The sequence below is a fragment of the Kitasatospora sp. NPDC028961 genome, from assembly GCF_055564815.1.
On record NZ_JBVHVO010000022.1, the window covers coordinates 43,279 to 56,262 of the forward strand.

12 protein-coding genes and 1 tRNA gene are annotated in these 12,984 nt (G+C 73.5%); 3 read left to right on the forward strand and 10 right to left on the reverse strand.

The annotated features are described in order from the left end of the window. Positions 1-78: 78 nt before the first annotated feature. From ACZ4UX_RS28135 to ACZ4UX_RS28165, 7 genes are all read right to left on the reverse strand, one after another. Positions 79-1,791: a pyruvate dehydrogenase gene (locus ACZ4UX_RS28135; protein ID WP_465708779.1), complete on the reverse strand. Its 1,713-nt coding sequence runs from the start codon at positions 1,789-1,791 to the stop codon at positions 79-81. 131 nt (positions 1,792-1,922) lie between these two features. Beyond that, a complete protein-coding gene (locus tag ACZ4UX_RS28140) occupies positions 1,923-4,331 on the reverse strand; it encodes a glycoside hydrolase family 65 protein (protein WP_359805703.1) in 2,409 nt (802 codons plus the stop codon). Beyond that, on the reverse strand, positions 4,328-5,077 hold the full coding sequence (locus tag ACZ4UX_RS28145; RefSeq protein WP_329489038.1) for an HAD family hydrolase: 750 nt from the start codon (positions 5,075-5,077) through the stop codon (positions 4,328-4,330). Before ACZ4UX_RS28145 ends, ACZ4UX_RS28140 begins: the two co-directional genes overlap by 4 nt. Positions 5,078-5,229: 152 nt before the next feature. Further along, the gene (locus tag ACZ4UX_RS28150) at positions 5,230-6,015 is read right to left on the reverse strand and encodes a VOC family protein (RefSeq protein ID WP_465708742.1); all 786 of its coding nucleotides are present in this window, start codon (positions 6,013-6,015) and stop codon (positions 5,230-5,232) included. A gap of 237 nt (positions 6,016-6,252) precedes the next feature. Further along, positions 6,253-8,010, reverse strand: coding sequence for an LCP family protein (locus tag ACZ4UX_RS28155; RefSeq protein ID WP_465708743.1), 1,758 nt, complete (start codon positions 8,008-8,010; stop codon positions 6,253-6,255). Between the two features lie 399 nt (positions 8,011-8,409). Beyond that, positions 8,410-8,976 carry a class IV adenylate cyclase gene (gene cyaB / locus ACZ4UX_RS28160; RefSeq protein WP_465708744.1) on the reverse strand — a complete coding sequence of 189 codons (567 nt, stop codon included), beginning with the start codon at positions 8,974-8,976 and terminating at the stop codon, positions 8,410-8,412. 13 nt (positions 8,977-8,989) lie between these two features. Continuing rightward, entirely contained in the window at positions 8,990-9,193 is a 204-nt protein-coding gene (locus ACZ4UX_RS28165; RefSeq protein WP_465708745.1) for a hypothetical protein, read from the reverse strand. A gap of 278 nt (positions 9,194-9,471) precedes the next feature. Here ACZ4UX_RS28165 and ACZ4UX_RS28170 point away from each other — a divergent pair, with 278 nt between their 5' ends. Further along, the gene (locus ACZ4UX_RS28170) at positions 9,472-9,678 is read left to right on the forward strand and encodes a hypothetical protein (protein ID WP_465708746.1); all 207 of its coding nucleotides are present in this window, start codon (positions 9,472-9,474) and stop codon (positions 9,676-9,678) included. A gap of 117 nt (positions 9,679-9,795) precedes the next feature. Here the strand turns inward: ACZ4UX_RS28170 and ACZ4UX_RS28175 are convergent. Together ACZ4UX_RS28175 and ACZ4UX_RS28180 are read right to left on the reverse strand one after the other, a co-directional pair. Continuing rightward, positions 9,796-9,868: transfer RNA gene (locus ACZ4UX_RS28175), tRNA-Lys, on the reverse strand. Between the two features lie 87 nt (positions 9,869-9,955). Continuing rightward, positions 9,956-10,690, reverse strand: coding sequence for a nucleotidyltransferase domain-containing protein (locus ACZ4UX_RS28180; protein WP_465708747.1), 735 nt, complete (start codon positions 10,688-10,690; stop codon positions 9,956-9,958). 127 nt (positions 10,691-10,817) lie between these two features. Between ACZ4UX_RS28180 and ACZ4UX_RS28185 the strand changes: the two genes are divergently transcribed. Beyond that, entirely contained in the window at positions 10,818-11,582 is a 765-nt protein-coding gene (locus ACZ4UX_RS28185; RefSeq protein WP_465708748.1) for an SDR family oxidoreductase, read from the forward strand. A gap of 56 nt (positions 11,583-11,638) precedes the next feature. Then, the gene (locus ACZ4UX_RS28190) at positions 11,639-12,367 is read left to right on the forward strand and encodes a tyrosine-protein phosphatase (RefSeq protein ID WP_359805568.1); all 729 of its coding nucleotides are present in this window, start codon (positions 11,639-11,641) and stop codon (positions 12,365-12,367) included. Positions 12,368-12,409: 42 nt separating this feature from the next. Here ACZ4UX_RS28190 and ACZ4UX_RS28195 read toward each other — a convergent pair whose 3' ends face one another. Next, a complete protein-coding gene (locus tag ACZ4UX_RS28195; protein ID WP_329489032.1) occupies positions 12,410-12,856 on the reverse strand; it encodes an RICIN domain-containing protein in 447 nt (148 codons plus the stop codon). Positions 12,857-12,984: the final 128 nt, after the last annotated feature.

Below are 12,984 nucleotides of genomic sequence, written 5' to 3' on the forward strand. Positions count from 1 at the left end.
CCCCGCCTGCCGTACGGGCAAGAAACTTGCCTCAGAGGCAAACCGCCGCGCAGCCGCCTCGACGGGGCTGGACCGGCCCTACGGGCGGGGGATGTTCCGCAGGTTGCTCCGGGCCAGGTCGATCATGCGGCCGACCCCGCCGGAGAGCACCGTCCGCCCGGCGGCCAGCGCGAAGCCCTTCAGCTGGGCGGCCGTGATGCGCGGCGGGATGGAGAGCGCGTTGGGGTCGGTGACCACGTCCACCAACGCCGGACCGGGCCGCTCCAACGCCTCCGTGAGCACTTCCCGCACCCGCGCCGGGTCGGTCACGCGCTTGGCCGGGATGCCCATCGCCCGGGCGATCCCGGCGTAGTCCACGTCCCCGTTGTCGATCTCCGCCTCGGGGTAGCCGGAGACCAGCATCTCCAGCTTGATCATGCCGAGCGCGCCGTTGTTGAAGACCACCGTCTTCACCGGCAGCCGGTGGCGCACCACCGTGAGCAGTTCGCCGAGCAGCATCGAGAGCCCGCCGTCCCCGGACATCGAGACGACCTGCCGGCCGGGGCAGGCCAGCTGGGCGCCGATCGCGTGCGGCAGCGCGTTGGCCATCGAGCCGTGCAGGAAGGAGCCGATCACCCGGCGGCGGCCGTTGGGCTGGAGGTAGCGGGCGGCCCAGACGTTGTTCATCCCGGTGTCCACGGTGAACACCGCGTCGTCGGCGGCGACTTCGTCCAGCACCGAGGCGACGTACTCGGGATGGATCGGCAGGTGCTTCTCGATGTCCCGGGTGTAGGCGCCGACCACGTCCTCCAGCGAGCGGCAGTGCTTGTCCAGCAGCTCGTCCAGGAAGGCGCGGTCGTCCCTGGACTCCAGCAGCGGCAGGACCGCGCGCAGGGTGGCCGAGACGTCGCCGTGGACGGCCAGCTCCAGCGGGGTGCGGCGGCCGAACCGGGTGGCGTCGTGGTCCACCTGGACGGTGCGGGCCTGCGGGAGGAAGGAGTCGTAGGGGAAGTCGGTGCCGAGCAGCACGACCAGGTCGGCGGAGTGCAGCGCCTCGTGGCAGGCGCCGTAGCCGAGCAGGCCGCTCATGCCGACGTCGAACGGATTGTCGAACTGGATCCATTCCTTGCCGCGCAGGGAGTGCCCGACCGGCGCGTTCAGGGCCTGCGCGACCGCCATCACCTCGGCGTGCGCCCCGCGGACGCCCGCGCCGCAGAACAGGGTGACCTTGCGGGCCCCGTTGAGGGCGCGGGCGAGCGCCCGGACCTGGTCCCAGGGCGGCGCCGCGACCGCCTGCTCGGTGAGGAAGTGGCTGCTGCCGGTCGGCCCGGCGGCCGGCAGCGCGGCGATGTCGCCGGGGAAGGCCAGGACGGAGACGCCGTGCGCGCCCAGCGCGTGCTGGATCGCGATCCGCAGCAGCCGGGGCAGCTGCGCGGGCGTGGACACCGTCTCGCACCAGCTGCTGCAGTCGGTGAACACCCGCTCGGGGTGGGTCTCCTGGAAGAAGCCGGTGCCGATCTGCCCGGACGGGATGTGCGAGGCCAGCGCCAGCACCGGCAGGCCGCTGCGCTGGGCGTCGTACAGGCCCTGGATCAGATGGGTGTTGCCGGGCCCGCAGGAGCCCGCGCAGACGGCCAGCCGCCCGCTCAGCTCGGCCTCGGCGGCCGCCGCGAAGGCGCCGGCCTCCTCATTGCGGACGTGCACCCAGCTGATCCCCTCGGCCCGGCGGATGGCGTCCACCACCGGGTTGAGGCTGTCCCCCACCACGCCGTAGACCCGCTCCACCCCGGCCTGCCGGAGCACCTCGACCATCTGCTCGGCCACACTCACCACGGGGCGCTCCTTCACCGGCCGCCGGTTGCCACGGGACACCTGCACCCTCCGGCGGAGCGCCCCGCGCCGCACCCCGGCCGGGCCGAAGGGGTGACGGGCGGGGCCGGGCGTCACTCGGCCGCGAGGTGCTCCGGCCCGGGGCCCAGGGTGCCGCCGATCACCCCGGCCTGCGGCTGGCGCCGGGCCGGCTCGCGGCCCGGCGGCTGGCTGCACCGCTCCTGGGCGGGCGGCACGGTGGTCGGCAGGGTGACCGGCGACCCGACCTTCACCTGCACCCCCTCGCCGTCGTGGCGCAGGTGGATCACCTCGCCGCGGCGCAGCGTGTACGTCGTGCCCGCGTGCGTGATCCGCACCCCGAGCAGCTGGCCGCGCACCATCAGCGAGAAGCTCAGCCGCATCAGCCCGGGTGGCAGCCGGGGCCGGAAGGAGAGTGCCTCGCCGTGGTCCCGCAACCCGCCGAACCCGGCCACCAGGGCGATGCAGGCCCCGGCCAGCGAGGCCATGTGCAGACCGTCGCCGGTGTTGCCGCCGAGGTCGTGGAGGTCCATCAGGGCGGCTTCGGCGGTGTAGTCGAAGGCGAGGTCCAACTGTCCGACCTCGGCCGCGATCACCGCCTGGGTGCAGGCGGACAGCGAGGAGTCGCGGACGGTCAGCCGCTCGTAGTAGGCGAAGTTGCGGGCCTTCTGCTCGTCGGTGAACGCGTCCCCGCGCACCTGCATGGCGAGCACCAGGTCGGCCTGCTTCACCACCTGCTTGCGGTACAGGTCGAAGTACGGATAGTGCAGCAGCAGCGGGTAGTTCTGCGCCGGGGTGTGCTCGAAGTCCCAGACCTGGTGGTCGGTGAAGCCGTCGGCCTGCGGGTGGACGCCGAGGTTCTCGTCGTAGGGGACGAACATCGCGGCGGCGGCGTCCCGCCAGGCGGCGGTCTCCTCGGTGTCCACCCCGAGCGCGGCCGCCTCGTGCGGGTGCCGGGCGGCGGCCTCGGCGGCGGCGCGCAGGTTGCTCTGCGCCATCAGGTTGGTGAACACGTTGTTGTCGGCGACGGCGCTGTACTCGTCCGGCCCGGTGACGCCCTCGATGCGGAAGTTGCCGGCCGCGTCGTGGTGGCCGAGCGAGCGCCACATCCGGGCCGTCTCGACCAGCAGCTCCAGCCCGTACTCGCGCTCGAACTCGACGTCCCCGGTGGCCCGGACGTAGCGGGCGACGGCGGCCGCGATGTCCGCGCCGATGTGGAACGCCGCCGTGCCGGCCGGCCAGTAGCCGGAGCACTCCTCGCCGCGGATCGTCCGCCAGGGGAACACCGCTCCGGCGAGGCCGAGTTGGACCGCGCGCTCGCGTGCCAGCGGCAGCGTGGTGTGCCGCCAGCGCAGCGCCTGGTTGACGGCGCTCGGCAGGCAGTAGGTGAGCACCGGCAGGACGAAGGTCTCGGTGTCCCAGAAGCTGTGCCCGTCGTAGCCCGGGCCGGTCAGCCCCTTGGCGGGGATGGCCCGTTCCTCGCTGCGGGCGCCCGCCTGGAGGACGTGGAAGACGGCGAACCGGACGGCCTGCTGGAGCTCGACGTCGCCCTCGACCTCGATGTCGCTGGTCTCCCAGAACTCCTCCAGGAACCCGGCCTGTTCGGTCACCAGGCCGTCCCAGCCGGTGTACCGGGCGGCGGTCAGCGCGGCCTCCACCTGGTCCCGCACGGCGGGCAGCGAGCGGGTCGCGGACCAGCCGTAGGACATGAACTTCACCAGCCGCAGCTTCTCGCCCGGTTCGAGCAGGGTGGTGACGCTGATCCGGCAGTTGTCCGCCTCGGCCTCGGCGACGGTGTCCAGCCGGTCCGGGCCGTCGATGATGTGGTCCATCCCGGCCGCGACCCGGATGCCGCTGTAGCGGGTCCGGTGCACCAGGACGGCCTTGGTGCCGCCCGCGTGGTGCGCCTCGGCGAGCAGCGGCGCCTCCAGCACGGCGGAGGCCCGCGGGTCGCTCTCGGCGCCGCCGGGCAGTTGCTCGTTGGCGACCAGCTCCGACTGCAGGACGATCCGGACCGGACCGTCCACCGCCTCCACGGTGTACTCCACGGCGGCGATCGCCCGCTGGGTGAGGGAGACCAGCCGGGTCGAGTGCACCTTGATGGTCCGGCCGGCCGGGGAGGTCCACTCCGCCTCGCGCCGCAGCAGCCCGGTCCGGAAGTCCAACCAGCGCCGGTGGCTAAGCAGTTCGCCGTAGCGCAGGTCGAAGGGCTCGTCGTCCACCAGCAGCCGGATGATCTTGCCGTTGGTCACGTTGATGACGCTCTGGCTGGACTCCGGGTAGCCGTAGCCGCCCTCGCCGTACGGCAGCGGCCGCAGCTCGAAGACGCCGTTCAGATAGGTGCCGGGCAGGCCGTGCGGCTCGCCCTCGTCCAGGTTCGCGCGCAGGCCGATGTGGCCGTTGGAGAGCGCGAAGACGGACTCGGCGCGGGCCATGGCGCCCAGGTCGAGGCCCTGTTCGGTGATCTGCCAGGGATCGACGGCGAAGTTGTCCAGCCCGGTCATGCCGCACCTCCTTCGAGCAGCTCGGCGAGGTCGGCGACGACCACGGTGGCGCCGTGGCGGCGCAGTTCGTCGGCCTGGCCGGTGCGGTCCACGCCCACCACCGTGCCGAAGCCGCCGGCCCGGCCGGAGGCGACCCCGGCGAGCGCGTCCTCGAAGACCGCGGCGTGCGCGGGCTCGACGCCCAGGGCCCGGGCGGCGGCCAGGTAGGTGTCCGGCGCGGGCTTGCCCGGCAGGCCGTCCCGCTTCGCCACCACGCCGTCCACGACCACCTCGAACAGCTCCTCGATGCCGGCGGCGCGCAGCACGTCCCGGCAGTTGGCGCTGGAGGAGACCACCGCGGCGGGCAGCCCGAGCCCGCGCAGCCGCCGCACGTAGGCGACCGAACCGTCGTACGGCTGGACGCCCTGCTCGCGGATCATCCGCAGCACGGTCTCGTTCTTGGCCAGGCTGACGCCGTGCACGGTGCGGGCACCGGGCGGGTCGGCGTCGGTGCCCTCGGGGAGGTCGATGCCCCGGCTGTGCAGGAAGGCCCGAGTGCCGTCGAGTCTCGGGCGGCCGTCGACGTGGGTGTCGTAGTCGGTCACGGCGTCGAAGGGGACGAACTGCCCGCCGGTGCGGGCCGCTTCGGCGCGCAGGAAGGCGTCGAAGGTGTCCTTCCAGGCCGCCGCGTGCACCTTGGCGGTCTGAGTGAGCACCCCGTCGAGGTCGAAGAGGAAAGCGCGGATGTCGTCCGGAAGCCCCAGCATGGGTGCAGTCTTACCCGCGAAACCGGGGAAGCCTCCCATTCCCGGCGGCGCGTCGCGGGAACGGGAGGCTTCCGGGGGCGCCATGGCTACGGCGCGCTACGGCGCGGTTACGCGGTGGTGAGCTACGCCGTGACGGGCTACGGCGCAGTGGGCTACGGCGCGGTGGGCGAGGCGATCACCGCGAAGACGGCGCCCTGCGGGTCCTGGACGACGGCCATCCGCCCGGCCGCCATGTCGAACGGCGGCTGGAGCACCGAACCGCCGCCCCGGACCAGGGCGTCCACGGTGGAGTCGGTGTCGTCCACCGAGAAGTAGGTCAGCCAGTGCGGGGGCGTGCCGGGCGGCAGGTAGTCCGGGAGCCGCTGCATGCCGCCCACCGAGCGGTCGCCGACACTCAGCGAGAAGTACCCCTCCACGCTCTCCAGGGCGGCCGGGCTCAGGCCCAGCGCCCGCTGATAGAACGCCCCGGCCGCGTCGGTGTCGGTGGTGTTGAGCTCGTTCCAGACCAGCGCGCCGGGCTCGTTCACGACGCCCGCGCCGATGAAGTCGACCTTCTGCCAGACGCCGAACACCCCGCCGGTCGGGTCCGCCGCGACCAGCATCCGGCCGACGGTGCCGACGTCCATCACCGGGTACAGGATCGTGCCGCCGCTCTCGGCGACGGACCGGGCGGCGGCGTCGGCGTCGTCCGAGGCCAGGTAGGTGGTCCAGCCGACGGGCGGGAGGGGCTGCCCCTCGGGCGCCATCTGCGCCATGATCCCGGCCACCGGCTTCCCGTTCAGCGCGCACACGGCGTAGCCGCCGAACTCGGGCGGGCCGACCTCCCCCTGCCAGCCGAACAGGTCGCGGTAGAAGTCGAGGGCGGCCTGCTGGTCGCTCGCCATCAGGTCGATCCAGCACGGGGTGCCGGGCGCGTACGGAGCGGTCACTTCGGGCATTGCTGGGCCTCCGGGAGTACGGGTTCCTCGTCCTCCGCCACGACCGGCCGGGGTACCCGGGGCCCGGGGCCCGGGCCGCTACGCGGGCGGGGGCCCGGGCGGCGGCGCGACCGGCGGGCGGTACACCGCCCACCTTCACCGGGCCACCGCGATCCCGCCACCGGACGGCGACCCTGCACCACCCGGACGCGGACGGCGGACGGCGACGCGGCGGGCGCGCATCGACCGCCGGTCGGGTCAGCCGTAGGAGACGTCGGCGCAGATGTCCTCGTCCGCCGAGCGGGCGTCGTTGGTCACGCTGGTGGGCAGCGGGGCCGGCACCGAGGGGGCGGCCGCGGCGCCGGGGGCCGCGGCGGCACCGGGGGCGGCCGCGCCACCGCCGTTCGCCGCCGCGAAGTCCTTGCCGACGATCACGGTGATGCCGGCCGACTTGGCCGCCTCGACGGTGGCCCCCGGGAACAGCTCGGCGACCTTCTCGGCGTTGGCCTTCTGCCCGGAGCCGTACTCGATCATCGTGGTCGCGTACTTGGTGCTGGCCGCCGGGCCGGCCTTGGTGGCGGTGAACTGGGCCGCCTTGAGCGCCTCGCTCGCCTTGCCGTCCAGCCCGGTGGTGGTGGTGCCGTTGTAGACGGACACCTTGACCGCGGCGTTGCCCGGGTCGGAGGCCGCGGCGGGCGGCGTGGTCGGCGCCGCCGGAGCGCTCGGCGAGCCGACGCCGGTCGGTGCGGCCGGCGCGTCGGTCTGCTGGCCGGTGGCGTTCTGGCCGTCGATGGTCCGGTCGGCCTTGAGGGTGTCCCAGAGCTTGTTGGCGTCCGGCTGGATGATGTCGATGTTCTTGTCCTGGGTGCGGTAGCGCCAGGGCAGCGTCACGAACTTGAGCTCGTGCATGTCGATGTTCTTCAGCGAGAGGCCGAAGGAGAGCAGCTTGTCGGCGGAGCCGAGGCCCGGGTCCACGGTCATCGACTTGGTGGCGGCGTCCGCGAGCGGGAGCAGCGTGGTGGGGTTGAGGCCCTGGCTCTTGATGCTGGAGGCGAGCGAGCCGAGGAAGGCCTGCTGCCGCTTCATCCGGCCGATGTCGGAGCCGTCCCCGATGCCGTACCGCAGCCGGACGAAGTTCAGCGCCTGCTGGCCCTCGACCTTCTGCTTGCCCTGCGGCAGGACGACGGCGCCCTTCTTGGGGAGCTTGGGGTTGATGTCGTTCTCGTAGATCGGCTTCGGCAGGCAGACGTCGACCCCGTTGACGGCCTTCGTCATCGCGGAGAAGCCCTGGAAGTCCACCACGATGGTGTGGTCCACCCGGATGCCGGTGAGCTTCTCCACCGTGTTCTGGGTGCAGGCGGGGTTGCCGTCGTCGCTCTCGCCCTTCGAGAACGCCGCGTTGAACAGGTCGCTGGTGGCGGCCTTGGTCCACTTGCCGTCCGGGAGCTTGCAGGACGGGATCGCCACCATGGCGTTGCGGGGGATGGAGATCCCGACGGCGTGCTTGTGGTCCGCGTAGACGTGCAGCAGGATCGTGGTGTCCGAGCGGGCGCCGCCGTCCTCGCCGCCGCCCAGGTCGGCGTTGTTCTTGCCGCGGCTGTCCGAGCCGATCAGCAGGACGTTGACCGGCTTGTTGCCGTCCGCGTCGGCCTGCGCCTCCGGCGGCCGGTCGCCGGCTATCGCGTCCGCGTCGAAGGTCTTGATGTTGGCGTTGAGCTTGAGGTAGATCGCGCCGCCCGCGCCGGCCATCAGCACCAGCACACCGGCCGCCGACCAGGCGACGATCTTCTTCACGTTCTTCTTGGGCTTGCGGCTGTTGCGGGCCGCCGCCCGGCCGCCGGTGGCCGCGGCCCCGGCTGCGCCGGCCGCCCGTTCGCCCTTGCCCTGCGCCGCGCGCCGCGCCTGCGCCCGGCCCCCGGCCCGCGGCTGCGGCACCCCGCCGTCGCCGCCCTCGGCCGTGAGCGCGCCGGGCGCGTCGTCACCACGAGCCGGGCCCTCGCCCCACTGACCTGACATCCGTGTACCTTTCACCGGCCGACGCGACGCCCCACGACCGGGCACTCCGCATACAAGAAGGACGGTCCGGGCCGCCCCCAGGTTGCACATACGAAGGTCGTAATGACCGACGAACGCCCCCGCGACCCTTCCCACCCCGTCCCCCGGAGCCCCCGCAGGCACCACAAGCCCCTGTCGGAGCATACAAGCCGGTCGTATTATTCCAGCCGCCTCGCCCGCCCCCGCCCCTGACCAGGACCCCACCCCCATCTCCCCCGGCCTCCACGGCACTTCGGCCGCCAGGGGTATCGCGCCGCTCCGGAGGGGCCCGGCCGTACGTGCGCGACCTCGGCGTCCGCCCGCCGAACCACGACGCCCCCGCCCGCGAGTCCGGGCGGGGGCGTCCCATCACGTCCGGGCTCAGTGCGGTCGAACGGCGGCAACCGCGTCGGTGTACTGCTCGGTTGTCAGATCGTCTTCGGCGATGCCGAACCCGGTGAGAACGGATCGAACGACGGCGAGCGCCGGCGCGAGGTCGTCCTCGGCCATCGCGATGGTCTCCAGCTCGATGAAGGTCCCGTCGATCTCGGGCACCCGGACCAGCGTGGCCAGGAACCGGCGGCCCTCGTGCTGGAAGTCGTAGTTGCGGCAGCGCTTCTCGAAGGCGATGCGCGGAACGAACCCGAGCCCACGGATGATCTCCCGCATGGCCCCGGCGTCCTCAACGCGGGTCTCCGCCTCGGGCTTTGATCCGGAGGCTTCGTCGACGCGGGCGCCCTTGTAGGTGAGGACGGTGCGGGTGTCATCCGGGCCGTGCACCGTGCGGATCCGCAGCTCCCGGTCGGCGCCCATGAGCGAGCCGTCGGGTGCGTCGTAGTAGGCGTCGCGGTACACCTCCGCCCGACCGGGCCCGTACCGGTCCTCCAACTGCCGGAGAACCGATTCAGGGTCGCGCACCACGGCCTTGAGCTCCGCCTCGATCGCCACTGCTGCCCCTCCGTCAGATCATCCGCTCGGCACCGTCCACCATGGCATCGAACTCGCGACGCCACCCCCGGTACAGCGGGCCGTACGGGGTGGCCAGCACCTTATAGGTTGCCGACTCGTGGCCCTCCCAATCGGTGTCGAAGGAGCTCACATAGAGCGTCTTGTCGAGCCGGATCACACGCCACACGGGCAGGGTGCGGTAGCGGTAGACCTCCACGTGGCCGACTTCTGCGAGCTCCCGCAGGCGGGCTTCGGCAAGGCGGACCCCGCCGGCCAGCGACTCGGGCGACTCCCCGATCTCCGCAGCCCGGCGGATCAGCGCAGGCGAGTCCGGATCCAGCAGCAGGACACGAAGGCGGAGCGGCTCGTCTCCGTCCCGGTCCAGGTGCGGCCGAAGAAGGGAGTCCCGAAGGGCCAGCAGCCCCAGACCGCGGACAGCGAGGATGTCGAGCTCCGTCGCCGACCGGGCCGAGCAGCGACGGCCGGGTCGAGCGCGTGCTGCTGGACGTCGAGTCCGGCGCATGGGCGGCGCTGGGCGAGGACGGAGGTCAGTGGGCAGTCCGGCAGGGCGGGCCGGTCCGGATCTGGGACCAGGTGGAGGAGCACCTCACCCGCTGGTCCAACGACGGTGCTCCGTCGTTGGACCGGTTCGAGATCAGCGTCTCCCCAGAGCGGCAGACGATCACCTGGCCGACCCGCTAGACCGCCGGGCCCCCGAGGAGAGGATTCGGCGGCGGGCACAGCAGAACCGCCGGCCCGTCAGCTCCACCGACACAGCGAGGCCCCGGTCAGACGGTGTCTGACCGGGGCCTTCACGGGTGGGCCGCCAGGGGCTCGAACCCTGAACCTACGGATTAAAAGTCCGCAGCTCTGCCAATTGAGCTAGCGGCCCGTCGGCCGCCCCGTGCGGGGCGGGCCAGGGCGATCCTACCCGTTGGCGCCCACGCCTCCGCCAGTGGATTGTGCGGACGCGCCGGGCTCAGCGGGCGGCCGGGACGGGTGGGATGCGGACGAGCGGGGTGTCCTGGGCGGGCGGGGTGTAGTGGGCGGCGCGGACGCGGCGGAGCCAGGCCTCGGCGGGGCGCGGGTCCGGCGCCGGGGGGAGGACGCCGGGGCGGGCGAAGCGTTCGGCGGCGGCGGCGAGCAGCGGCTCGGCGGCGGCGGGGTGTTCGGCGATGCGGTCGCCGAGCGCGCGCACCCGCTCCGGGTCGGGCAGCCGGACGACGTTCTCGCCCGTCTCGTGGAGCCGGACGCCCTGCTCGGTGAGCCGCACCAGGTGGCGGGCGTGCTTGGCGGCCCGGCGGAGACCGGCCGGGTCCGCGGTGTCGCGGCCGAGCAGCTTGCGGAACTGCTGGTCGGCGTAGCCGAGATAGGAGTTCCGGACGGCCGTGGCGCTCAGGAAGGAGCCGCGGATCGCGATCAGCTCCTCGCCCAGCGGGCTGCGCACCTCGTACAGGTCCGCCGGCAGCCAGACCAGTTCGGAGGCGGTCGGATTGCAGGTGAGCGCCAGGCGGCACCACTTGGCGGCCTCGTGCAGGGTGGTGTCGGGCTCGGTGGTGACCTGGGACTCCGCCGGGCGGTGCAGGCCGTGGAAGTCCTCGGTCGGCGCCGCGAACAGGCCGAGCCGGTCGACGTCCGAGCCGGCGTGCGCGAAGCCGTACGCGGTCGAGCCGACCACGCCCGCGAGCAGGACGGTGCCGGGTGCGGGGGGCATGAGGTCTCCTCGGGAGTCGCGGCGGTCCGAGGAGTGTGCCCCGCCCGGGCCGCTCCGGGCGAACGAATTCCGGTGCCCCGAACCGGTGTCGGCCGCTCCCGCCGGCCACCGGGGTAGCGTGCGGACCATGGACTCCTCCCTTCCTCCCGCCGCCGACCGCCCCGAGGTCCTCCTGGTCACCGGTGCCGGGCGCGGCATCGGCGCGGCCACCGCCCTGCTGGCCGGGCGGCGCGGCTACCGGGTCTGCGTCAACTACCGCGCCGACGAGGCCGCCGCCACCGCCGTGGTGGACGCCGTCCGGGCCGCGGGCGGTACCGCCCTCGCCGTCCGGGCCGACGTCACCCGGACCGCCGAGGTGGAGCGGCTGTTCGCCACCGTGGACGCCGAACTGGGCCCGCTCACCGCCCTGGTGAACAACGCCGGCACGCTGGAGAAGCAGTGCCGGCTGGAGGAGATCGACGAGGACCGGCTGAACCGGATCTGGGCCTCCAACATCACCGGCCCGTTCCTCTGCGCGAAGCAGGCCGTCCGCCGGATGTCCACCCGGTACGGCGGGCGCGGCGGCGCCATCGTCAACGTCTCCTCCGCCGCCTCCCGGCTCGGCTCGCCGAACGAGTACGTGGACTACGCGGCCGCCAAGGGCGCCGTCGACTCGATGACCCGCGGACTCGCCCTGGAGGTCGCCGCCGAGGGCATCCGGGTCAACGCCGTGCGCCCCGGCCTGATCCACACCGACATCCACGCCCTGGGCGGTGAGCCGGGCCGGGTGGACCGGGTCGCGCCCGGGCTGCCGATGCGGCGGGGCGGACGGCCGGAGGAGGTCGCCGAGGCGATCCTCTACGCCGCCTCGTACAGCACGGGCACCTTCCTGGACGTCTCCGGCGGCCGCTGAGACGACGCCGTCCGTTTCCTTCCCCGGCCGCCTCTCCCGCCCGTACGGTGGAGGCCATGACCGACGACCTGCCGGACCGTGAACCCGACCTGCCGTCCGCGTTCCTCGACATCCCCGGCGTGCGCAACTTCCGCGACGCCGGGGGCGTCGGCGCCCTGCGCACGGGCGTGCTCTACCGCTCCGGCTCCTTCCACAACCTCACGCCGGAGGGCGCCCAGCGGCTCAAGGACCTCGGCCTGCGCACCGTGATCGACCTGCGCAGCCCCTTCGAGCTGGCGACCTGGCCCGACCTGCGGTTCGGGCTCGACCACGAGGCGCTCAGCCTCCCCACCCTCCCGGCCAACCGCGAGGACATCGACCGTCCGTGGCCCGAGGACCAGGCCGAGCTCTACCCCTTCATGGCCGAGACCGCCGGCCCCTCGCTGGTCGCCGCGATCCGCCGGCTCGGTACCCCCGGCGGCGTACCGGCCGTCGTGCACTGCGCCGTCGGCAAGGACCGCACCGGTCTGACCATCGCGGTCGTGCAGTCCCTGCTGGGCGCCTCCGACGCCGAGCTGATGGCCGACTTCCTGCTCTCCAACGCCGGCCTCGGCCTGCTCGACGGCCCGACCCCCTACCTCGACGAGACCGGCACCGAACGCGTCTCCCGCCCGATCTCCACCCCGCTCCTGGCCTCGTCCCTCAGCTGGATCCGGGCCCGGCACGGCTCCGTCGCCGACTACCTGCGCGCCCACGGCACCACCGACGAGGAGCTGACCGCCCTCCGGACCAACCTCTCGGCCTGACCGGGCCCGCGGGCCGCCCCGCCGCGGCCCGCGGGGCACCCCCTAGCCCTGGCGCTCCAGGCGCCACCACTGCGCGGGCGAGTCGTCGTCCTCGCGCTGTTCGACCGGACTGCCGGGGGTGGTGGCGGTGAGCGGCTTGCCGCTGATGAAACTGGTCAGGGTGTAGGTGCCCGGAGCGTCGAGGTGGTGTTCGAGGAGCCATTCCTGCGCCCCGAAGGCGTTGGGCGACCACTGCTGGATCAGGACGCCGTCCTCCGGGGAGGCCCCGGTGACGTCCAGGCGCTTCCCACTGGCGGCGTTCTCGACGTGGTACAGGGCGCCACCCGGGTGGACGGCGCCGAACCGCCAGAGCTGGGCCTCGGAGCCGCTCTCCGCTCCGAGGACGACCTTGGCACCGCTGCGGCGGCTCCCGTCGGCGACCTCCAGCAGCAGCCCGCTGCCGACGTTGCGCACCCGGTAGAGGCCGTCCGTGATCACGTGGTCAGTCACGCCGGCAGTCTCTCACCGGGGCGGCCGCCCCCGTGCCCGACGGCTCGGCCGGGCAGTCCCGACGGCCGACCGGGCCGGTGGGCGGCTCGTCGCCCCCCGGTAGCGGGCCACCGCCGGGCGGGCGCCTA